Genomic DNA, 21,513 nt, shown 5'->3' with positions numbered 1-21,513 from the left:
CTGCTGACGGAAGAAGACTGGCAGCAGATTATTGAAGCCCGGGACGTGGAAAACGATCCGCTGTTCGGTGAGCGCGTCCGGGAAGAGTTCCGGGAACTGCGGCACCAGATTGTCAGTTATACCCCCGAGAAATTCGGTGGTCTCGGCCTGAAGCACGCAGACCGGGTGACTGCGCCTCATGCCAAAGAAGAGATGCTGTCCATCAAGGGGCTGGTTACTTCCTACGGTCAGATCGAAGTTCTGCATGATGTGGATATCCATATCAACAGCGGTGAGATCGTGTCACTGGTAGGCGCCAACGGTGCCGGCAAATCCACCCTGCTGATGACCATTTCCGGTTTGCAGCCCACTGACCGGGGTGCCATAACCTTCGAAGGCAAGGATCTTTCCAAGATCAGCGCCGATCAGCGGGTGGCTAATGGCATTGTCCAGGTGCCCGAGGGCCGGCAGGTGTTCAAGGACCTCAGTGTGCACGACAACCTGCTGTTGGGCGCCTATACCCGGGGCAAAACGCCCGAGGTAATGGACGACCTGGAACGGATGTACACCAAGTTCCCGATTCTGCGTCAGAAGCGCCATAACCTGGCGGGTGAGCTCTCCGGTGGCCAGCAGCAGATGCTGGCAATGGGCCGGGCCCTGATGGCCAAGCCCAGGCTGCTGCTTATGGACGAGCCAAGTATGGGTCTGGCCCCGTTGATCATCGAAGAGATCTTCAACATCGTCAAAGAACTGAAGGAAGAGGGCATTACCATCTTCCTGGTAGAGCAGAACGCCTCTCAGGCATTGGCACTGGCTGATCGCGGCTATGTGCTGGAGACCGGCAAGGTGGTGATTGAAGGGACCGGCCGTGAACTGCTCAGCAATGAGAAGGTTCGTGAGGCCTACCTGGGCATGTAATCGCCCGGAACTTTCCTTGCGCCAATAAAAGGGGGACAGGTCTTGCGACCTGTCCCCCTTTTATTTGCCTGACGCTTTCTCCCTGGGGTCCAAGACAGGGAGAAAGCAGGGAAGCCCGGTGTTACTCGGGCTTCTTGGCAACCAGTGTCAGGATGTCGTAGCTCGCAACCATCTCGTCGTTCTGGTTGTGAACCTGAACATCCCAGACCACAACACCCTGGGGGTGTCCGTCCGGAGATGTCCGACCCTGATCGATCTTGCGCTTGCAGGTCAGGCGCGCCCGGATTGTGTCACCCGGGGCAACCGGCTCAATGAAACGCAGGGTGTCCAGACCGTAGTTCGCCAGCACCGGACCTTCACCCGGATAGACGAACAGGCCGGCCGCAGCGGAAAGCACGAAGTAGCCGTGAGCAATGCGCTTGCCGAACTGGGAGTCCCGCGCCGCGATTTCATCGAAGTGCATATAGAAGTGATCACCGGACAGGCAACCAAAGTTGACGATGTCGGCTTCGGTGACGGTGCGTCGATGCGTCAGCAGAGACTCGTTGATCTGCAGGTCTTCGAAGTGGCGACGGAACGGATGCACGTCGGTTTCGATCAGATCAGCACCGCGTACGTACTCGCGGGTAACCGCAGCCAGCATGCTCGGAGAGCCCTGGATTGCGGTGCGCTGCAGGTAGTGGTGAACCGCACGGATACCGCCCAGTTCCTCACCACCACCGGCGCGACCGGGGCCGCCATGCTTCAGCATGGGCAGAGGAGAACCGTGGCCTGTGGATTCTTTTGCGGCTTCGGCATCCAGCAGGTGCAGGCGGCCATGGAACGCGGCCAGCAGCGGGGCGACCCTGCCAGCAATGGCAGGGTCCCGGGTGGTCAGGGTAGTGACCAGGGAACCACGGCCTTTCGAGCAAAGTTCAACGGCGTCTTCAACGGTGTCGTAAGGAATGACGGTAGCAACCGGGCCGAATGCCTCGATATCGTGGGCACCACAGCCGCTTTCCGGGTTCCGGCACAGCAGCAGGTGCGGCTCGATGAACGCGCCCTTCTCGGTGCCATCGCCGGTAGCCTTGAAGTTGCCTTCGCCACCCACAACCAGCTCACTGGTCTTGAGCAATTCCTGGATGTTGGCTTTCACATCCTCCAGCTGGTCGATGGAGGCCAGTGCACCCATGCGGACGCCTTCGACAGAGGGATCACCCACGGTGATCTTGGAAAGCTGCTCTTTCAGCTTGTCGCAGACCGCGTTTACCTGATCTTTCGGAACGAAGATACGACGAATGGCGGTACATTTCTGACCGGCCTTGGCGGTCATCTCGCGCCGGATTTCCTTTACGAAGACGTCGAATTCTTCGTGCTCCGGGGTCACGTCCGGCGCCAGAATGGCACTGTTCAGTGAATCGGCCTCGGCGTTGAACGGAATCGAACGATTGATGATGTTCGGGTGGTTCCTGAGCTTCCGTGCCGTTGCGGCCGAGCCTGTGAAGGTCACCACATCCTGCTCTTCCAGATGGTCAAACAGGTCGCCGGTGCTGCCAATGATCAACTGCAGGCTGCCTTCCGGAAGCGCGCCGGATTCCTGCATCAGGCGGACGGCGAGTTCGGTCACGTAGCAGGTTGAGGTGGCCGGCTTCACGATGGACGGCATGCCTGCCAGGAAGGTGGGTGCAAACTTTTCGAGCATGCCCCATACCGGGAAGTTGTAGGCGTCAATGTGAACCGCAACGCCGCCGCGGGGCACCAGGATATGGGTGCCTGCAAAGTGGTTGTTCTTGCCCAGCGGAGTCACCGGGCCTTCGTGAACCACGTTGCCCGAGGGAAGTTCGCGGCGGCCCATGCTGGCGTAGGAAAACAGCGTACCGAAACCACCGTCGATATCGATGCCGTTGTCGCCCTTGGTGGAACCGGTATGCATCGACAGGGCGTAGAGTTCTTTTTTGTGCTCCTGGAGGTACAGGGCCATGGCCTTCAGGGCCAGGGCGCGCTCCTGGAAATCCATCGCCATGAGGTTTTTGCCGCCAACCCTGCGGCCATACTCAACAGCGTTCTTGAAATCGAGGGTGTCGTCGTGGGTATGGGCGACGATCTCGCCGTTAACGGCGCTTGGCAGAGCCTTGGCGGGCTTTTCGCCGACCCACTGGCCGGCAATGAAACTTTTCAGGACTGACATGGGAAACTCCATTCGTTTCTGAAACGCGAAGGCAAGTCCCGTTGTTACGGGACTTGCCTTGCTCTTTTCTTGATGTTGGGGCGGAAACTACATTTCGTCGTAGTCCAGAACCACCTTGTCGCTGATCGGGTAGCACTGGCAGGAAAGCACGTAACCGGCTTCCACCTCGTAGTCTTCCAGAGCAAAGTTCTGGTCCATCTCCACTTCGCCTTCCACCACCTTGGCGCGGCATGTCGAGCAGACACCGGCCTTGCACGAGTAAGGCAGATCAGCGCCTTCCTCATTCCCGGCATCCAGGATGCTCTTGGTGTCGCGTACCAGTGGGAAGGTCAGGGAGCGGCCATCGGCAATAACGGTTACTTCGCTGACAGACTGCGGATCCACGTGGGCAGGATCGCGGTCTTTCCGGGCCTGAGGCACGCCACCGGCCGGGGTGAAGAGTTCAAAATGGATTTTGCTTTTTTCCATGCCATGATTCAGCAGCGAGTCCCGCACGGTCTCGGTCATCAGTTGAGGGCCACAGATAAACGCAGCAGTGAGCTCTTTGGCATTGATCCAGTGGTCGAACAGCTTGTCGCACTTCTCGTGATCAATGCGGCCGTTGTAGAGGTCAATGTCCTGCTCTTCACGAGTGAAGATGTACACCAGGTTCAGGCGGGACATGTACTCGTTCTTCAGGTCCTGGAGTTCGTCACGGAACATGGTGCTGCTGGTAGCCTTGTTGCCGTAGAACAGGGTGACCTCGCTCTTGGGCTCGGTCTCCAGAGTGGTCTTCACGATCGACAGGATCGGGGTAATGCCACTTCCAGCAGCAACGGCCAGGTAATTACCTTCGCGTTCCGGGTCCAGATCGATGGAGAAGTGGCCCTGGGGAGGCATGACTTCGAGAGTCTGGCCGGGCTTGAGCTGCTCGTTGGCGAACGTGGAGAAGCGACCGCCGGGAACCTGTTTGACCGCAATGCGCAGTTCCTGATCGTTGACGCTGCGGCAGATCGAGTAGGAGCGGCGCACTTCCTCGCCATCCAGCTTGGTGCGCACGATCAGGTGCTGGCCCTGCTGGTAATGAAATTTGTCTGCCAGATCTTCCGGCACGTCAAAAGCTAGTGATACGGCGTTTCTTGTTTCAGGTCTGACCTCTTTGAGGGTCAGTGAGTAAAATTTGTTCATGATCGTATCGGCTCTAGATGCATTTGAAATAGTCGAAGGGTTCGAGGCATTCCTTGCAACGGTAAAGGGCTTTACAGGCGGTGGATCCGAACTCGCTGACCCGTTCGGTGTCCTTGCTGCCGCAGTGTGGGCAGGCAATCACCTCCGGTTCCCCGAGCAGGCTCATCTTGCTGGAGCTGCCCTCGGGTGGCGCGATGCCAAAGGCCCGAAGCTTCTCTTTGCCTTCGTCTGTTATCCAGTCGGTGGTCCAGGCAGGGGTCAGCACCTGATTGATTTTCGGATCCCGGAAGCCTGCAGCGCGCAGGGCTTCAGCGATCAGTTCTTCAATCAGTTCAGTGGCCGGGCACCCGGAGTAGGTCGGGGTCACGTCGATGGACAGCTCTTTGCCATCCCAGTGAACCGCCCGGACAATGCCGAGCTCCACGACACTGACTGCCGGCACTTCAGGGTCTTTGACCTCCTCAAGAAGTGCCCAGATGTCGTCTTCTGTCAGCAGATCGGGGCGGGCGTTGGCCGGCACCCGATCGCTGGCAATCAGAATGTCGACAGCTGACCGGCTGTCTGAATCACCATGTTGTGGCATCGGGATAGGCCCTCTGCAGGAACTGCATTTCTGCCAAGATGAAGCCAAGGTGCTCGGTGTGCTCGCCGTGCTTGCCGCCCATGTACATCCAGGCGTCTTCTGCGCCCGGTGTCAGGGTTGCCTGGGTAAGCACCTCATTGACCATGCCGCGCCAGTCTTTGGCCAGCTGGTCGGGGTCCGGGCCAATGCCCGCCTCGGCCATCAAACGATCAGTGTCATCCGGAGTGATCAGCTCACCGGTGAAACGCCAGAGGATATCAACGGCATCCTGCATGCGGCGGTGGCTTTCTTCGGTGCCATCGCCCAGACGCTTCACCCACTCCGAGGAGCGACGCAGGTGATAGGTCACCTCTTTGAGCGACTTGGCAGCGATGCCGGCAATGCGCTCATCACTCGACTCGGTCAGGCTCTTGAGCGTGAAGTAGTGGTACACGTCGAAGAAGAACTGACGGCCCATGGTGACAGCGTAATCCTCGTTGGGCTGCTCGGTGAGCAGCAGGTTACGGTAGTCGTGGGCATCGCGACGGAAGCACAGCTTGTCTGCATCGCGACCATCATTGATCAGCTCAGCGGCGTACTCGTACCAGTTGCGGGCCTGGCCGACGAGGTCGAGGGCAACGTTCATCAGAGCCATCTCTTCCTCAAGTGCCGGGGCCTTGCCGCAAAGTTCGCACAGGCGCTGGCCCAGGATCATGTCGGAATCTGCCAGGCGCAGCAGGTATTCCTGTAATGCTTCTGCTTGTGTCATGGGTACCGCTCCTTACATGTGTCCGACTTCATCGGGCAGCTTGTAGAAGGAAGCGTGCCGGTAAACCTTGTCTTCCGACGGATCGAAGAGCACTTCCTTCTCGTCGGACGCGGACGCCGTGATGGTGTCGGAGGGCACAACCCAGATGCTCACGCCTTCGTTGCGGCGTGTGTAAAGGTCACGGGCGTTCTCCATGGCCATCTCGGCGTCAGCAGCGTGAACGCTGCCAACGTGTTTGTGGTTCAGACCGTGCTTGGATCTCACGAAAACTTCGTAAAGGCGCCATTCAGCCATGTTCTATTCCTCCGGTATCAAGCGGCTTGCGCGCGCTGTTTTTGTTTTTCGGCGTAGGCGACGGCCGCTTCGCGGACCCATGCGCCTCCATCAATCGCGTTCTTGCGAGTCTTGATGCGCTCGCGGTTGCAGGGACCATTGCCCTTGAGAACGTCGTAGAATTCCTGCCAGTTGATTTCACCGAAATCGTAGTGGCCGGTTTCTTCGTTCCACTTCAGGTCTGGATCCGGTGCGGTGCAACCGAGGAACTCGAGCTGCGGTACGGTCTGGTCGATGAACATCTGACGCAGTTCGTCGTTGCTCTTGCGCTTGATTTTCCAGGCCATGGACTGCTGCGAGTTCGGGGATTCGTCATCGTGTGGTCCGAACATCATCAGGGCCGGCCACCACAGACGGTTAATGGCGTCCTGCACCATGGCTTTCTGTTCCTCGGTGCCTTCGCGCATCATGTCCAGCAGGATCTGGTAACCCTGACGCTGGTGGAAGCTTTCTTCCTTGCAGATGCGGATCATGGCGCGGGAATAGGGGCCATAGGAGGTACGCTGCAGCACCACCTGATTAACGATGGCGGCGCCGTCTACCAGCCAGCCAACGGCACCCATGTCCGCCCAGTTCAGGGTCGGGTAGTTGAAGATGCTGGAATACTTGGCTTTTCCCTGGTGCAGCTTTTCGATTTCTTCGTCACGGTCAGCACCCAGGGTTTCCATGGCGCTGTACAGGTACAGGCCGTGGCCCGCTTCGTCCTGAATCTTGGCCATCAGCTGGAGCTTACGCTTGAGCGTAGGCGCGCGGGTAACCCAGTTGCCTTCCGGCAGCATGCCGACCACTTCGGAGTGGGCGTGCTGGGAAATCTGGCGAATCAGGGTCTTCCGGTAGCCTTCCGGCATCCAGTTTTTGGGTTCGATTTTGGTTTCGGCGTCGACCTTTTCCTGAAAGTCGCGCTCTTCGGGCGACATCTCTTCTTTGGTCTTAAGGCGCTTGGCGCCGGTTTCAACGAGCTGGGCGTACATAAACAAATACCTCCGGATCGGGCTTGTTGTTCTGTTGTCCGTGAACAGAGAACCCTCAATAACAACTGAGGGTCAATGACTCCATATTATATGATACTGAATAAATATCAAGAACAGTCTTTGTGTGTCATGTTATATCTAAAAGCTTCCTTATGAGATCTTATAGTGCTGATTTGCATAATAAAAAAAGTGATACGTGAGCAAATGCTATTGAGATCAGCAAACGGAAAGCAATTTTAAATCGGTGATTGCGGGGCCTGGTGGTGGGAAAAGCAGCGAGAGTCAGCGGCATCCGCTGCGTGCTGACTCTCTGCTGGTCGGTCGGATTTACTGGTTACGGCGATCGAACACGCGCTTGGCCTTGCCTTCCGAGCGTGCCAGACGGTTGGTTTCCACCACCTCGACACGAGTGCTGATGCCGATGTAGGACTTGATGTGGTGCGCCAGTTCCTTGGCCGCGGCAGCGCGACTCTCGGGGGTGTCGGTTACGCCGGGTTTCAGTTCGGTCCGGATATCCACGCAGTCCAGGTTACCTTCCTTGTAAACCTCGATCTCGTAGTGCGGTGCCAGGGCCTCGCACTTGAGCACCTGCTCCTCGATCTGGCTCGGGAACACGTTGACGCCGCGAATGATCAGCATGTCGTCGCTGCGGCCGGTAATTTTGTCAATCCGGCGCATCGGGCGCGCTGTACCCGGAAGCAGGCGGGTGAGGTCTCGGGTGCGGTAACGCAGAATCGGCAGGGCCACCTTGGTCAATGACGTGAAGACCAGCTCACCGTATTCACCATCAGGCAGCACTTCACCGGTTTCCGGGTTGATGATTTCCGGATAGAAGTGATCCTCCCAGATGGTCGGGCCGTCTTTGGTTTCAATACATTCCATGCCCACGCCCGGGCCCATGACTTCCGATAGGCCGTAGATATCCAGTGCCTCGATGCCAAGGCGCTCTTCGATCTCGGAACGCATGGCGTTGGTCCAGGGCTCCGCGCCGAAGATGCCCAGGCGCAGCGGCAGCTTGTGGGGATCGATGCCCTGCCGTTCCATCTCGTCGGCGATGTTCAGCATGTAGGACGGTGTGACCATGATGATGTCCGGCTCAAAATCCTTGATCAGCTGGACCTGCTTCTCGGTCTGCCCGCCAGACATCGGAATAACGGTGCAGCCCAGACGCTCGGCGCCATAGTGGGCACCAAGGCCACCGGTGAACAGGCCATAACCGTAAGCCACATGTACCTTGTCACCGCGGGAGCCGCCACCGGCCCGGATGGAGCGCGCCACAATGTCGGCCCAGGTGTTGATGTCGCTCTGGGTGTAACCAACCACGGTTGGCTTGCCGGTGGTGCCACTGGAAGCGTGCACCCGAACCACATCCGACATGGGCGTGGCAAACATGCCAAACGGATAGTTATCGCGCAGGTCTGCCTTGGTGGTAAATGGCACCTTGGCCAGGTCTTCCAGCGAGTTGATGTCCATGGGTTTCAGACCGAGGTCATCAAACGCTTTACGGTAAAAGGGCACGTTGGTGTAGGCATGGACAACGCTCCAGCGCAGGCGCTGCAGTTGTTCATGGCGCAGCTCATCAATGCTGGCGGTTTCCATGCGGTCAAGTTTGCCAAGTTTTTGTAGTGGTAAGGTCATGGTTCTGTCCTGCGTTGTTCTTGTCGAGTAATGGTCTTAGTTCAGTTCCGCACGGTGGCCTCAGGCCACCGCATCCGTGCGCTCAATGATCAGGGCGATACCCTGACCAACGCCGATGCACATGGTGCAGAGGGCATAGCGCGCTCTCTGGCCTGCAGCGTGGCGACGTTCCAGTTCGTTAAGGGCGGTGGTTACCAGCCGGGCTCCGCTCATGCCCAGGGGGTGGCCCAGGGCAATGGCGCCACCGTTCGGGTTCACGTGCTCGGCATCATCCGGCAGGCCGAGGTCCCGGGTAACTGCCAGGGCCTGGGCGGCAAACGCCTCGTTCAGCTCGATCACATCCATATCCGCCAGTTCCAGGCCGGCCGTGGCCAGAACCTTGCGGGTGGCGGGAGCCGGGCCAAAGCCCATGATCCGGGGCTCCACGCCGGCCGTTGACATGGCAACGATTCGAGCGCGGGGTTTAAGGTTGTATTGCTTGAGAGCATCGGCTCCGGCCAGCAGCAGTGCGCAGGCGCCGTCGTTCACGCCGGACGCGTTACCGGCGGTGACTGTGCCGTTTTCACGGAACGGGGTCGGCAGCGAGGCCAGCTTTTCAAGGCTGGTTTCCCGGGGGTGCTCATCAGTATCCACCACCAGTGGGTCTTGCTTGCGACGGGGAATCGTGACCGGTGTGATCTCCGTAGCGAATCGGCCATCCTTTTGGGCGGCCGCTGTGCGCTGCTGGCTGCGCAGGGCAAAGGCGTCCTGATCTTCCCGCGAAATGCCGAAATCGGCCGCCACGTTCTCGGCGGTTTCGGGCATGGAATCGATGCCGTATTGCTTTTTCAGGACCGGGTTTACAAAACGCCAGCCGATGGTGGTGTCAAAAATCTCCGCCTTGCGGCTGAACGCGGACTCGGCCTTGCCCATAACAAAGGGAGCCCGAGACATGGATTCGACGCCGCCGGCAATCATCAGCTGGGTTTCGCCAGTACGGATGGCCCGGGCGGCGCTGCCCACTGCATCCATGCCGGAACCGCACAGGCGGTTGATGGTGCTGCCCGGCACGTCTACCGGCAGGCCTGCCAGCAGAAGGGACATGCGGGCAACGTCGCGGTTGTCTTCGCCGGCCTGGTTGGCACAGCCGTAGAGAACGTCGTCAACTTTCGACCAGTCCAGGTCGGGATGACGCTCGGTCAGCGCCTTGATGGGGATGGCGCCCAGGTCGTCTGCACGCACTGCGGAGAGAGCGCCGCCATAACGACCGATGGGGGTGCGAATGGCATCGACGATGTAAGCGTCTTTCAAGGTGTTGTCGGTGCTCATGCAGTTTCCTCCGAGTTGCGAACGGTGCCACGAACCTCGTAGGAGCGGCCCCGGAACAGGGCAACCTTGCGGCCGTCCTGGTTAGTGAGTGTGATGTCGTAAACGCCGGTGCGGCCGCCGCGGGCCTGTTCTTCGGCGGTGGCGGTCAGCTGGTCGCCCTCTTTGGCGCCGTACATGTAATCAATGCTGCAACCGGAAGCCACGGTGGCCCGGTCGTAACTGTTACAGGCAAAGGCAAATGCTGAATCAGCCAGGGTAAACAGATAGCCGCCGTGGCAGGAGCCGTGGCCCTGGATCATGTCACCGGTCACGGTCATGGTGAGAACCGCTTTGCCGGGGCCGATAGATTCAATGTTCATGCCCAGCTTCTGGCTGGCGCGGTCCCGCGCGAACATGGCTTTCGCGCATTCTTCGGCGAGTACTTGCGGGTCCATCTCGCTCATGAATAAAACCCCTTTTGTGCAAATGCGTTCTTACGGAGCAGCAGGGCAGGGCGATAGCGGTCCTCTGCGTAGCTGTTCTGGATGTTGGTGAGCACCTTGAACACGTGCCCGGCGCCAAGACGGTCGCTCCAGCTCAGGGGACCGTCGGGATAATTCAGGCCAGCTTTCATGGCCAGGTCGATATCGGCGACTGTCGCGACACCGTGCAGGGCGGCATCGGCGGCTTCGTTGGCCAGCATGGCAACGGTCCGCATGATTACCAGACCGGGACGATCAGCTATCAGGCTGACGTCGATACCCGCTTTCTGCAGTAAAGCACAGGCACAGGAAACCGCTGCCTCGGACGTCTGGTCGGCGGGCGCCAGGGCGAGCCTGGTTGCTTTGCTGTAATCAAAAGCCAGGTCGAACAGCACCAGATTGGCGATACCATCGGTGGCCGCGCGCTCGGTTGCCATTCTTCCGTCGGTGAGCGCCAGTACGGCATCGCCGAATCGAATCTGGCCCGGGCCGTCGCGCTCGATAATGGTCAGGCCGGCAGCCTTCAGTCGCTCAAGCAGCGGTGCAGCGACACCGGGATTGCCTTCGGCGATGACCACGGATTCATCGGATTGATGTGCCGGCTCGGTCTTTGGTTGCGGCTTCTCCGCATTCTCGCCATAGGGATAGAACCCCTGGCCGCTCTTGCGTCCCAGGCGACCGGCTTCCACCAGTTCTTTCTGGATCAGCGACGGTAGAAAGCGGGGGTCCTGATAATAGGAATTAAAGACAGAGCTGGTAACCGCATAATTGACGTCGTGTCCGATCAGGTCGGTCAGCTCGAATGCGCCCATGCGGAACTGGCCAGCTTCGCGGATAATCGCATCCAGGGTGGCGGCATCGGTGGCCTGCTCCTGAAGGAGGCGAAGGCTCTCCGCGTAAAACGGACGGGCCACGCGGTTCACGATGAAGCCCGGAGTCGACGTTGCATACACCGGCTTCTTGCCCCAGGCGGTGGCCGTGGCATGGACGGTATCGGCAACGGTCTTGCTGGTCGCCAGCCCCATGACCACTTCGACCAGCGCCATCAGCGGTGCCGGGTTGAAGAAGTGCATGCCCACCAGACGCTCCGGTTTGCTCATGTCAGCACCGAGGGCGGTAACAGAGATGGAGGAGGTGTTGGTGGCGAGGATCGTATCGGCGGTACACAGGTCTTCAAGGCTCGCCAGCAGCTGACGTTTGATCTGGAGGTCTTCGATGATGGCCTCGATCACCAGCCCGGCGTCTGCGACGTCATCAAGCTTTGCAACCGGGTGAATCCGGCCGATCACATCGTCCAGCTCCTGCTGCTGCATCTTGCCTTTGTCGACACGACGCTGAAGCTGCTTCGCGATACCGTCACGGCCCGCCTCGGCGGCACCCTCTCTCTGGTCGTGCAGGTAAACCTGGTGGCCTGCCTGGGCGGCCACCTGGGCAATGCCGGAGCCCATGGCGCCGGCGCCGACGACGGCAACTTTGGTTTGAGTATCCAGTGCCGGCATGGCTTATTTCCCCTTGAAGTTCGGCGTGCGTTTTTCCATGAAGGCGGCAACGCCCTCACGGTAGTCTTCGGTCTGTCCCGCCATGCGCTGCAGATCGCGCTCCAGATTGATCTGCTCTTCAAAGGTGTTGCTGGCGCTGGCGTGCAGTGCCCGCTTGATCAGTGCAAGGCCCTTGGTCGGTTGGGTCGCGAAATGGCGGGCAAGTTTCATGGTCTCTTCCATGAGTTGCTCGTTATCAACGCAACGCCAGATCATGCCCCAGTTCTCGGCCTGCTCGGCGCTGATCTTGTCGCCCAGAAGTGCCATGCCTTTGGCTCTGGCCATGCCCGCTACCCGGGGCAGAGTCCAGGTGCCGCCGGAATCAGGTACCAGCCCCAGTTTGCAGAAGGCCTGAACGAAATTGGCTGAGCGGGCGGCGAGGGTGATGTCGCAGGCCAGGGCAATGTTGGCACCTGCGCCAGCCGCCACACCGTTAACGGCACACAGAACGGGCATTGGCAGATCCCGCAGGCTGCGCATCAGCGGGTTGTAGTAGTTCTCAAGGGAAGCGCCAAGGTCCGGCATTTCCTGATCTGGAGAGACGCTGCGGTCGGAGAGATCCTGACCCGCGCAAAAGCCCCGGCCGGAGCCGGTGATGACCAGTACCCGAACAGACTCATCCTTGCGCACGGTGCTGATGGCATCGCGCATGCGTTCGTGCATTTCGACATTGAAACTGTTCAGGTTGTCCGGACGGTTCAGGGTAAGCAGAGCCACGCCCTGATCGATTTCAAGAAGAATGCTCGGCTGAGTCATGGCGGTGTTGTCCTGTTGTTTGTTGTAGGGGGATAGCGTGAAAGGTGTCCTTGATCGGCACGGTGCTATCGATCGTGGAAAATGAGTATATCTTAGAATTGATACTCGTCAAGGATTATGCTGGCCATGTTTTGTATCACTTTAGTCCAGTGTGGCAGCGTGGAATTTCTATGTTGCTGAAAAGTCGATAAAAATTATCAAGATCTTTTGTGTTGGCCGGAGAACAGCGTTGAATCCTGCCCTGGAAACAGCTTGCAGGCTATGAAAAAGCTCCAGGAAAAGGATAATGTGATACAGAAAATGAATCACAATGACTTTTCGGGTCCCACGTTTTGCTCCGATGTATCCCGGAACGCTGCAGGGCCCTGCCAACCAGGAGATCGCTATGCCCAGCTACAGTATAGAAGGCGTTGTTCCCGTCGTTCACCCGTCTGCCTATGTGCATCCCACAGCCGTTCTGATTGGCGATGTGTGGATTGGCCCGGATTGTTACGTGGGCCCGGCGGCTTCACTGCGTGCGGATTTCGGTCGGATCGTTCTCAAGCAGGGATCCAATGTCCAGGATACCTGCGTGATGCATGCCTTCCCGGGCATGGACACGGTGGTCGAGAAGAATGGCCATGTCGGGCACGGGGCGATTCTACACGGCTGCATTGTCGGCGAGGATGCCATGGTAGGAATGAATGTGGTGATAATGGACGAGGCCCATATTGCGCCGCGCTCTATCGTAGGCGCCTGCGCTTTCGTAAAGGCAAAGTTTACTTGCGAGCCAGGCTCACTGATCGTTGGTTCTCCAGCCAAAGTGATGCGGATGCTCAGCGACAAGGAGATTGCCTGGAAGAAGAAGGGCACCGAAGAATACCAGCGACTGACGCTTCGTTCTCTGGCAAGCCTCGAGGAGGTCCAGCCACTGTCAGAAGCCGAGACGGATCGGCCCCGTTTGGACGCCAGCGGTTACAAGCCCAAATACGAGCAGTCCGAATAGATGGTTTGGCGCCGGATACGGGAAATCGCTTTTAGAGTCCGGCGTCCTTGACGTTCTCCATAACCACAAACGTGCTGGTTTGCAGCACGTGGGGCAGGGCCGAGATTTCCTCCCCAAGAACCTGCCGGTATTCCTGCATGTTGCGGGTTCGGACTTTTAACAGGTAGTCGAAGTTCCCGGCAATCATGTGGCACTGCTCCACCGCCGAGACGCTCTGAACAGCTTTGTTGAAGGCGGTCAGGGCGCCGCTGCTGGTGTCGTTCAGGGTAACCTGTGCGAAGGCAATGTGGCTGAGACCAAGTTTGGTCTGGTTAACCAGGGCCGTGTAACCGGTGATGTAGCCGTGCTCCTCAAGCCGGCGCATCCGCACCTGACATGGCGTTTTGGAAAGGCCCACCCGGGACGCAAGCTCGGTTACCGTGATTCGGGAGTTCTTCTGTAGCTCGCGAATAATGGATTGGTCTATTCGATCCAATTCGGCCATGTTGTCTGTTCCAGGTTAAATTAACGGCTAAATCATATGGCAAATATAATCGAAACTCCTCTAATCCGAAACTATATGGTCTAAGTGACTTTCCGGCCTTGCGTATACTGGTAGGTTCATCAGCCCAGTAAGAACGTTTACCAAGTCCGGAGAGTTTCGATGACCGATTCCCGCGCATTACAAAAACAAACCCTGCTGGAACAGCTTGCCGATGTCCTCCAGAACCAGGCGTCCGATAACGACGACTCCCTTGAACTCCGGGAGATCGTGGCCCGGATGGTGGAGGAGTCCCGATCCTGGGATGACGACCTCCACGGCGAACTGGTCCGGAGTTTCGGCGACTCGATTGGCGGGCGCTATGCCCAGGTGTTCAGTGGCGGGTTCCCTTCGGCCTACCGGGCGAGGTTTCCGGTGTCAGAGGCACTTGCCGATATTGAGCAGATCCAGTCCATTGCCGTCAGCACCGATGTGCCCATGCGGTTCTACCAACCCAGAGATCCTTCCGAAACCGGATTCCACTTCAAGCTCTACAGCGAAGGCCAGCCGGTTATCCTGTCAGATGTGATTCCGATTCTGGAGAACCTGGGTATGCGGGTTCTGGGCGAGCACCCATACCGGGTTCGTCGACGGGATGGCGAAAATTTCGGCGTCAGTGATTTTACCGTCGAACTCCACGACCGGTGCCGGCAAGCCGACCTGAGAGCTGCAAGGCCGCTGATCCAGTCGGCGTTCCGGGAGATCTGGAACGGCTTTGCAGAAAACGACGATTTCAACCAGCTGATCATGCTCTGCGGCCTGAGCTGGCGGGAAGTGGCGCTGATCCGAGCCTATGCCCGTTACGTGAAACAACTGCGATTCGGGTTCAGCCAGCCGTTCATTGCAGAAACCCTGGCCCGGCATCCGGATATCACTTCGCGGCTCGTGGCGTTCTTTTTCAATCGGTTCGAGCCCGGGGTAAAAGGACGTAAGTCCAGGACAGAAAAGCTTGAGGCAGAGCTGCGGGATTCGCTGGAAGCGGTGGCGAGCCTCGATGACGACCGCATTCTGCGGCGTTTCTTCATGCTCATTCGGGCAACGCTGAGAACCAACTATTTCCAGGTCCGGGAGGATGGCGGGTTTCCGTCCTATCTGTCGCTCAAGCTGGATCCGTCGTCGATTCCTGACATACCGCGCCCAAGGCCAAAGTTCGAGATTTTTGTGTATTCGCCCCGAATCGAAGGCGTGCATCTGCGTGCCGGGCCAGTCGCGCGGGGTGGCCTTCGCTGGTCCGACCGGATTGAGGATTACCGTACGGAGATCCTTGGCCTGGTGAAGGCCCAGCAGGTCAAGAACTCGGTGATCGTGCCTGCAGGCGCGAAGGGTGGCTTCGTGGTGAAGCAGCCGCCCAGGGATGGCTCTCGGGAGGCCGTTCGCGAAGAAGGGGTTTCCTGCTATCAGACCTTCATAAGGGGGCTGCTGGATATCACTGATAACCTTGATGACGGCCAGGTAGTCCCTCCTGCCAATGTCGTTCGCTATGACAGTGATGACACCTATCTGGTGGTCGCCGCCGACAAGGGCACAGCCACGTTTTCCGATATCGCCAACGCACTGGCGGCAGAGTACAACTTCTGGCTGGGCGATGCCTTTGCCTCCGGGGGCAGTGAGGGCTACGACCACAAGAAAATGGGTATCACCGCCCGGGGCGCCTGGGAGTCGGTGAAACGGCACTTCCTGGAAAAAGGCACCGATACCCAGAGCGATGAGTTCACCGTGGTCGGTATTGGCGATATGGGTGGCGATGTATTCGGCAACGGCATGCTCCTATCCGACCGAATTCGACTTATCGGTGCATTCAATCACCAGCATATTTTTGTCGACCCGGATCCGGATGCTGCGGCCTCGTTTCGCGAGCGAGAGCGGCTTTTCAAACTGTCCGGCTCATCCTGGGCCGATTACGATACCCAGCTGATCAGCGACGGGGGCGGTGTTTTCTCCAGGTCCATGAAGTCTATTCCTGTGTCGTCGCAGATGCGCAAGGTGTTGGGCATCAAGGCACGCAGCCTGTCGCCTGCGGATCTGATCAGCGCTTTGTTGAAAGCGCCGGTAGACATGCTCTGGAACGGTGGTATCGGGACCTATGTGAAGGCGCCTTCAGAGTCCCATGAGGATGTTGGCGACAAAACCAACGATGCGCTTCGAATCGACAGTAACGAACTGCGATGCAAGGCATTGGGAGAAGGCGGGAACCTGGGTGTTACCCAGAAGGCCCGCATCGACTTCGCCCGTCGTGGCGGCTCCGTGAACAGTGATTTTATCGATAACGCCGGTGGCGTCGACTGCTCGGACCATGAGGTGAACATCAAGATTCTGCTGAATGACCTGGTGCACCGACAGCTGATGTCGCTTCCGGAGCGAAACCGGATGCTCAGGGCCATGACGTCTGAGGTGGCCGAACTGGTGCTGCGCAACAATTACCGACAGGCGATGGCGCTGAGTCTTGCCCAGAACCCCGCAGTTGCCACCGCAGACCAGTACGAACGGCTGATGCGCAGGCTGGAGACAGAAGGCAAACTGGACCGCAGTCTCGAATTTCTTCCGTCGGATGAAGAATTGCAGGCTCGCCGTGAGCACGGCGGCGGCCTGACACGCCCTGAACTGGCGGTACTGGTTTCCTACGCAAAAATTGAACTCAAGCAGGCCCTGGTCGCATCACCGATCGTCCATGACCCGCGATTCAATTCTGCACTGCACTCGGCTTTCCCGGCCTCTCTGCTGGCCGCCTTCCCGGAAGCGGTGGGGGCCCATCCCCTGCGTGCAGAAATCTCGGCCACCCAGATTGCCAACGACATGGTAAATCGCATGGGGATCACCTGGTTTGACCGGATACGCAGCGCTACCGGGGCTGATGCTGGACGGATTGCCTCGGCCTACCTGATCTCCCTGCGAATACATGACGTAGACGCCCATTGGGAGAGTATGGAATCACTGGATGGAAAAATTGACGCCGGCGTTCAGGCAGACCTGTTCGCCGATGCCATCCGGTTGGTGACCCGAAGCACCAGCTGGCTCTTGCAGAACCGCCGGCAGGCGCTGGACCCGGTTTCCTGTATCGACCATTACCGGGCTCCCATGGCGGATGTGCTGGCTTCAAAAAGCCGACTTGAATCGGTGATTCCTGCAAGTCGCTGGTATGAACGCTATGCTGAATACTGTGAGCGGATGGTTCCGGAAGATCTTTCCGCCTGGTGCGCTTCCGCGGAAAGCCGTTACTGGCTGATGGACATGGTCGAGATCGCCCGTCAGCTGGACGAAAAGCTGGAGTCGGTGGCCTGGGTGTATTTCACGCTCGGTGAAAGCCTGAACCTGACCTGGTTGGACCGGCAAATGCGGGCCTTCCGGGCAAATGGCCACTGGCAAGTGTTGGCGACCATTCATTTCAGGGACGAGCTGGATCATCAGTTACGGAATCTCACGCTAAGCGTGTTTTCCGAGCCCGTTGATGGCGATGGAACGCCGGAGAAGCGGATTGAGGCGTGGCGGGGGAACAAGCGGATGTTACTCGCCCGCTGGGAGCGGATGCTGAACGACATGCAGGCCGCCAATGATGTGGATTGTGCCGTTTTCTCAGTCGCTCATGGAGTGCTCAGAGAGCTGGCATTGAAAGCCGCATAGCAGGACTACGACAGGCAAGGTGACTGAAAATCACGTTTTTTGGAGAAAATTATTAATTTTTTGTGATGTATTAAAGACGTAATGGCACGCTTGCCTTGAATTTATAGCGAAATAGTCTTTGTCGATCTCGGTAGAATGCCGGAGAGACAAACAACTAAGAGGGTACAACTATGAGACCGCAGCAATCACAGACGCCCGAGCTTGTCGATAGTCGGCAGGCGATTCGTGATTATTATCTCGCTGACGAGCACAAGGTTATCCACGAGATGATTGCTGGTGCCCAGTTGTCCCAGGCCGAGCGCGACGCCATTTCCGCTCGTGCGGCTGAACTGGTACGCGGCGTTCGCAAGAATGCCAAGTCCACCATCATGGAAAAATTCCTGGCGGAGTATGGCCTGACGACCAAGGAAGGCGTTGCCCTGATGTGTCTGGCCGAGGCGCTGTTGCGCGTGCCTGACAACACCACCATCCACGAGCTGATCGAAGACAAGATCACCTCCGGTGCCTGGGGCACCCACGTGGGCAAGGCGTCCTCTGGGCTGATCAACACCGCCACCGTTGCCCTGCTGATGACCAGCAACCTGCTCAAGGATTCCGAGCGCAACACCGTGGGTGAAACCCTGCGCAAGCTGCTCAAGCGCTTCGGCGAGCCGGTTATCCGTACTGTGGCCGGTCAGGCGATGAAAGAGATGGGGCGACAGTTCGTTCTGGGTCGCGATATCGATGAAGCCCAGGATGAGGCCAAGGAATACATGGCCAAGGGTTACACCTATTCCTACGACATGCTGGGCGAAGCTGCCCGCACCGATGATGACGCCAAGCGTTATTACGACTCCTACTCCAACGCCATCGACAGCATTGCCAAGGCGAGCAAGGGCGATGTCCGCAAGAACCCCGGCATCTCGGTCAAGCTCTCCGCCCTGCTGGCCCGTTACGAGTACGGCAACAAAGAGCGGGTCATGAACGAGTTGCTGCCCCGGGCCCGCGAACTGGTCAAAAAGGCCGCGGCTGCGAATATGGGCTTCAATATCGATGCCGAGGAGCAGGATCGTCTGGATCTGTCTCTGGATGTGATTGAGGAGCTGGTGGCGGATCCCGAGCTTGCAGGCTGGGATGGCTTTGGCGTGGTTGTTCAGGCGTATGGCAAGCGCTCCTCTTTCGTACTCGACTGGCTCTACGGGCTGGCGGAGAAGTACGACCGCAAGTTCATGGTGCGTCTGGTGAAAGGCGCCTATTGGGATGCTGAAATCAAGCGTGCCCAGGTTATGGGTCTGAACGGGTTCCCCGTGTTTACCCGCAAGGCCTGCAGTGACGTCTCTTTCCTGTCCTGCGCCACCAAGCTGTTGAACATGACGAACCGGATTTACCCACAGTTCGCCACCCACAACGCGCATTCGGTATCTGCCATTCTCGAAATGGCCAAGACCAAGGGTGTGGACAACTACGAATTCCAGCGCCTCCACGGCATGGGCGAATCCCTGCACAATGAGGTTCTGAAGGTCAGTGGTGTGCCCTGTCGCATTTATGCGCCGGTTGGCCCGCACAAGGATCTTCTGGCGTACCTGGTGCGTCGTTTGTTGGAGAACGGTGCCAACAGCTCCTTCGTGAACCAGATTGTGGACAAGCGCATCACACCGGAAGAGATTGCCAAGGATCCGATTGTCAGCGTTGAGGAGATGGGCAATAACATTTCCAGCAAGGCGATCGTGCACCCGTTCAAGCTGTTTGGCGATCAGCGTCGCAACTCCAAAGGCTGGGATATTACCGATCCGGTCACGGTTAACGAGATCGAGAAAGGTCGCGGAGCCTACAAAGACTATCGCTGGAAAGGTGGTCCGCTGATTGCGGGTGAGGTGGCCGGTACCGAAATCCAGGTGGTACGTAACCCGGCCGATCCGGATGATCTGGTTGGCCACGTCACCCAGGCCTCCGATGCTGATGTAGACACCGCGATTACCTCAGCGGCGGCCGCGTTCGAGAGCTGGTCCGCCAAATCGGCTGAAGAGCGTGCTGCCTGCGTTCGCAAGGTGGGCGACCTGTACGAGGAGAACTACGCCGAGTTGTTCGCGCTCACTACCCGTGAAGCGGGCAAATCCCTGCTGGATGCGGTTGCTGAGATCCGTGAAGCGGTCGATTTCTCACAGTACTACGCCAACGAGGCCATCCGCTATAAAGACAGCGGCGATGCCCGCGGCGTGATGTGTTGTATTTCGCCCTGGAACTTCCCGCTGGCGATCTTCTCCGGGCAGATTCTGGCCAACCTCGCGGCAGGTAACACCGTGGTGGCGAAGCCGGCTGAGCAGACATCCTTGCTGGCTATTCGCGCCGTGGAACTGATGCATCAGGCGGGTATCCCGAAGGATGCCATCCAGTTGGTGCCGGGTACCGGCGCAACCGTGGGTGCAGCCCTGACCTCCGATTCGCGGGTGAGCGGCGTGTGCTTTACCGGTTCTACCGCTACTGCCCAGCGCATTAACAAGGTCATGACCGAGAACATGGCGCCGGACGCGCCGCTGGTGGCAGAGACCGGTGGTCTGAACGCGATGATCGTGGACTCCACGGCATTGCCGGAGCAGGTCGTCCGTGACGTGCTGGCGTCTTCGTTCCAGAGTGCCGGTCAGCGGTGTTCCGCCCTGCGTATGCTCTATGTGCAGAGAGACATTGCCGATGGCCTTCTGGAAATGCTCTACGGTGCAATGGAAGAGCTCGGCATCGGCGATCCCTGGCTGCTGTCCACGGATGTGGGCCCGGTGATCGACGAGAACGCCCGCAAGAAGATCGTGGACCACTGCGAGAAGTTCGAGCGCAACGGCAAGTTGCTGAAGAAAATGACAGTCCCCGAGAAAGGCCTGTTCGTTTCGCCGGCAGTTCTCAGCGTCAGTGGTATTGAGGAGCTGGAAGAAGAAATCTTCGGGCCAGTCCTGCACGTGGCCACGTTCGAGGCGAAGAACATCGACAAGGTGGTGGACGACATCAACGCCAAGGGCTACGGCCTGACGTTTGGCATCCACAGCCGTGTTGATCGCCGCGTCGAGCGTATTACCAGCCGGATCAAGGTGGGTAACACCTATGTGAACCGCAACCAGATCGGTGCCATCGTGGGCTCCCAGCCATTCGGTGGTGAAGGCCTGTCTGGCACCGGTCCAAAGGCCGGTGGTCCGCAGTACGTCCGTCGTTTCCTGAAAGGTGAAACGGTCGAGCGCGAGGCGGATTCGAACGCCAGGAAGGTGGATGCCAAGCAGTTGCAGAAGCTCATCGGGCAGCTGGACAAACTGAAGACGTCCAGGCCTGAAGCTCGTATGGACGCAATCCGGCCCATCTTTGGCAATGTTCCGGAGCCACTGGACGCTCACGTGGAAGCGCTACCCGGGCCAACGGGTGAGACCAACCGCCTGTCCAACCATGCCCGTGGCGTGGTGCTGTGTCTGGGACCGGACAAGGAAACCGCTCTGGAGCAGGCGGGTACCGCGTTGTCACAGGGCAACAAGGTGGTGGTGATTGCACCGGGCACCCAGGATGTGGTCGATCAAGCGAATAAGGCCGGGCTGCCGATTGTTGGCGCCGAGGGTCTGTTGGAGCCGGAAGCACTGGCAACCATCGATGGCTTCGAGGCGGTAGTCAGCTGTGGCGATCAGCCCCTGCTGAAAGCCTATCGCGAGGCACTGGCCAAGCGTGATGGTGCGTTGCTACCGCTGATCACTGAGCACACGCTGGATCAGCGATTTGTGATCGAACGCCACCTATGTGTCGACACAACGGCCGCGGGCGGTAACGCCAGTCTGATTGCCGCCTCGGAATAATCGGCGGTAATCGGTACCATGCG

Annotated in this window: 16 protein-coding genes; 4 read left to right on the top strand and 12 right to left on the bottom strand. The window is 58.6% G+C overall.

What is annotated here, in order from left to right; translation table 11 throughout:
• Positions 1-192 precede the first annotated feature (192 nt).
• A complete protein-coding gene (locus ACGK9W_RS11255) occupies positions 193-897 on the top strand; it encodes an ABC transporter ATP-binding protein (RefSeq protein ID WP_008173790.1) in 705 nt (234 codons plus the stop codon).
• Positions 898-1,018: 121 nt separating this feature from the next.
• Here the strand turns inward: ACGK9W_RS11255 and paaZ are convergent, their stop codons facing one another.
• The 11 genes from paaZ to paaG all read right to left on the bottom strand — a co-directional run bounded on the left by paaZ (position 1,019) and on the right by paaG (position 12,567).
• Positions 1,019-3,064, bottom strand: coding sequence for a phenylacetic acid degradation bifunctional protein PaaZ (paaZ, locus tag ACGK9W_RS11250; protein ID WP_008173792.1), 2,046 nt, complete (start codon positions 3,062-3,064; stop codon positions 1,019-1,021).
• An 87-nt stretch (positions 3,065-3,151) separates the two neighbouring features.
• Positions 3,152-4,231: a 1,2-phenylacetyl-CoA epoxidase subunit PaaE gene (gene paaE / locus ACGK9W_RS11245; RefSeq protein WP_405416844.1), complete on the bottom strand. Its 1,080-nt coding sequence runs from the start codon at positions 4,229-4,231 to the stop codon at positions 3,152-3,154.
• Between the two features lie 13 nt (positions 4,232-4,244).
• The gene (paaD, locus tag ACGK9W_RS11240) at positions 4,245-4,814 is read right to left on the bottom strand and encodes a 1,2-phenylacetyl-CoA epoxidase subunit PaaD (RefSeq protein ID WP_069182870.1); all 570 of its coding nucleotides are present in this window, start codon (positions 4,812-4,814) and stop codon (positions 4,245-4,247) included.
• Positions 4,798-5,562: a 1,2-phenylacetyl-CoA epoxidase subunit PaaC gene (gene paaC, locus ACGK9W_RS11235; RefSeq protein WP_136632167.1), complete on the bottom strand. Its 765-nt coding sequence runs from the start codon at positions 5,560-5,562 to the stop codon at positions 4,798-4,800. The genes paaD and paaC overlap by 17 nt, the downstream gene beginning before the upstream one ends.
• A gap of 12 nt (positions 5,563-5,574) precedes the next feature.
• On the bottom strand, positions 5,575-5,856 hold the full coding sequence (gene paaB / locus ACGK9W_RS11230) for a 1,2-phenylacetyl-CoA epoxidase subunit PaaB (RefSeq protein WP_069182872.1): 282 nt from the start codon (positions 5,854-5,856) through the stop codon (positions 5,575-5,577).
• A gap of 17 nt (positions 5,857-5,873) precedes the next feature.
• Entirely contained in the window at positions 5,874-6,866 is a 993-nt protein-coding gene (paaA, locus tag ACGK9W_RS11225; protein ID WP_405416841.1) for a 1,2-phenylacetyl-CoA epoxidase subunit PaaA, read from the bottom strand.
• 327 nt (positions 6,867-7,193) lie between these two features.
• Positions 7,194-8,504 (bottom strand): phenylacetate--CoA ligase PaaK, encoded by a 1,311-nt coding sequence (gene paaK, locus ACGK9W_RS11220; RefSeq protein WP_008173803.1) that lies wholly within the window; start codon positions 8,502-8,504, stop codon positions 7,194-7,196.
• Positions 8,505-8,564: 60 nt separating this feature from the next.
• Positions 8,565-9,812, bottom strand: coding sequence for a 3-oxoadipyl-CoA thiolase (gene pcaF, locus ACGK9W_RS11215; RefSeq protein WP_349342678.1), 1,248 nt, complete (start codon positions 9,810-9,812; stop codon positions 8,565-8,567).
• A complete protein-coding gene (gene paaI / locus ACGK9W_RS11210; protein ID WP_222465100.1) occupies positions 9,809-10,255 on the bottom strand; it encodes a hydroxyphenylacetyl-CoA thioesterase PaaI in 447 nt (148 codons plus the stop codon). Before paaI ends, pcaF begins: the two co-directional genes overlap by 4 nt.
• Complete coding sequence (gene paaH, locus ACGK9W_RS11205) at positions 10,252-11,772, bottom strand: 3-hydroxyacyl-CoA dehydrogenase PaaH (RefSeq protein WP_405416837.1); 1,521 nt, start codon at positions 11,770-11,772, stop codon at positions 10,252-10,254. Before paaH ends, paaI begins: the two co-directional genes overlap by 4 nt.
• 3 nt (positions 11,773-11,775) lie before the next feature.
• A complete protein-coding gene (gene paaG, locus ACGK9W_RS11200; RefSeq protein ID WP_008173811.1) occupies positions 11,776-12,567 on the bottom strand; it encodes a 2-(1,2-epoxy-1,2-dihydrophenyl)acetyl-CoA isomerase PaaG in 792 nt (263 codons plus the stop codon).
• A gap of 385 nt (positions 12,568-12,952) precedes the next feature.
• Here paaG and ACGK9W_RS11195 point away from each other — a divergent pair, with 385 nt between their 5' ends.
• Positions 12,953-13,552 carry a phenylacetic acid degradation protein PaaY gene (locus ACGK9W_RS11195; protein WP_405416835.1) on the top strand — a complete coding sequence of 200 codons (600 nt, stop codon included), beginning with the start codon at positions 12,953-12,955 and terminating at the stop codon, positions 13,550-13,552.
• A 31-nt stretch (positions 13,553-13,583) separates the two neighbouring features.
• Here the strand turns inward: ACGK9W_RS11195 and ACGK9W_RS11190 are convergent, their stop codons facing one another.
• Positions 13,584-14,036: an Lrp/AsnC ligand binding domain-containing protein gene (locus ACGK9W_RS11190; RefSeq protein WP_008173814.1), complete on the bottom strand. Its 453-nt coding sequence runs from the start codon at positions 14,034-14,036 to the stop codon at positions 13,584-13,586.
• Positions 14,037-14,195: 159 nt separating this feature from the next.
• Between ACGK9W_RS11190 and ACGK9W_RS11185 the strand changes: the two genes are divergently transcribed.
• Both ACGK9W_RS11185 and putA read left to right on the top strand, forming a co-directional pair.
• On the top strand, positions 14,196-17,690 hold the full coding sequence (locus tag ACGK9W_RS11185) for an NAD-glutamate dehydrogenase domain-containing protein (protein ID WP_053112792.1): 3,495 nt from the start codon (positions 14,196-14,198) through the stop codon (positions 17,688-17,690).
• Positions 17,691-17,860: 170 nt separating this feature from the next.
• Entirely contained in the window at positions 17,861-21,490 is a 3,630-nt protein-coding gene (gene putA, locus ACGK9W_RS11180; protein ID WP_405416833.1) for a bifunctional proline dehydrogenase/L-glutamate gamma-semialdehyde dehydrogenase PutA, read from the top strand.
• The last annotated feature ends 23 nt before the right edge of the window (positions 21,491-21,513 follow it).

Origin of the sequence: Marinobacter flavimaris (assembly GCF_045057155.1) — a bacterium.
Classification (GTDB): Bacteria; Pseudomonadota; Gammaproteobacteria; order Pseudomonadales; family Oleiphilaceae; genus Marinobacter; species Marinobacter manganoxydans.
This window is presented reverse-complemented; position numbering and strand designations above follow the sequence as displayed.

What these genes read in the sequence shown, in the direction of transcription:
- ACGK9W_RS11255 (WP_008173790.1), top strand. Translation starts at nt 193, where the DNA reads ATGCTGTCCATCAAGGGGCTGGTTACTTCCTACGGTCAGATCGAAGTT.
- paaZ (WP_008173792.1), bottom strand. Translation starts at nt 3,064, where the DNA reads ATGTCAGTCCTGAAAAGTTTCATTGCCGGCCAGTGGGTCGGCGAAAAG.
- paaE (WP_405416844.1), bottom strand. Translation starts at nt 4,231, where the DNA reads ATGAACAAATTTTACTCACTGACCCTCAAAGAGGTCAGACCTGAAACA.
- paaD (WP_069182870.1), bottom strand. Translation starts at nt 4,814, where the DNA reads ATGCCACAACATGGTGATTCAGACAGCCGGTCAGCTGTCGACATTCTG.
- paaC (WP_136632167.1), bottom strand. Translation starts at nt 5,562, where the DNA reads ATGACACAAGCAGAAGCATTACAGGAATACCTGCTGCGCCTGGCAGAT.
- paaB (WP_069182872.1), bottom strand. Translation starts at nt 5,856, where the DNA reads ATGGCTGAATGGCGCCTTTACGAAGTTTTCGTGAGATCCAAGCACGGT.
- paaA (WP_405416841.1), bottom strand. Translation starts at nt 6,866, where the DNA reads ATGTACGCCCAGCTCGTTGAAACCGGCGCCAAGCGCCTTAAGACCAAA.
- paaK (WP_008173803.1), bottom strand. Translation starts at nt 8,504, where the DNA reads ATGACCTTACCACTACAAAAACTTGGCAAACTTGACCGCATGGAAACC.
- pcaF (WP_349342678.1), bottom strand. Translation starts at nt 9,812, where the DNA reads ATGAGCACCGACAACACCTTGAAAGACGCTTACATCGTCGATGCCATT.
- paaI (WP_222465100.1), bottom strand. Translation starts at nt 10,255, where the DNA reads ATGAGCGAGATGGACCCGCAAGTACTCGCCGAAGAATGCGCGAAAGCC.
- paaH (WP_405416837.1), bottom strand. Translation starts at nt 11,772, where the DNA reads ATGCCGGCACTGGATACTCAAACCAAAGTTGCCGTCGTCGGCGCCGGC.
- paaG (WP_008173811.1), bottom strand. Translation starts at nt 12,567, where the DNA reads ATGACTCAGCCGAGCATTCTTCTTGAAATCGATCAGGGCGTGGCTCTG.
- ACGK9W_RS11195 (WP_405416835.1), top strand. Translation starts at nt 12,953, where the DNA reads ATGCCCAGCTACAGTATAGAAGGCGTTGTTCCCGTCGTTCACCCGTCT.
- ACGK9W_RS11190 (WP_008173814.1), bottom strand. Translation starts at nt 14,036, where the DNA reads ATGGCCGAATTGGATCGAATAGACCAATCCATTATTCGCGAGCTACAG.
- ACGK9W_RS11185 (WP_053112792.1), top strand. Translation starts at nt 14,196, where the DNA reads ATGACCGATTCCCGCGCATTACAAAAACAAACCCTGCTGGAACAGCTT.
- putA (WP_405416833.1), top strand. Translation starts at nt 17,861, where the DNA reads ATGAGACCGCAGCAATCACAGACGCCCGAGCTTGTCGATAGTCGGCAG.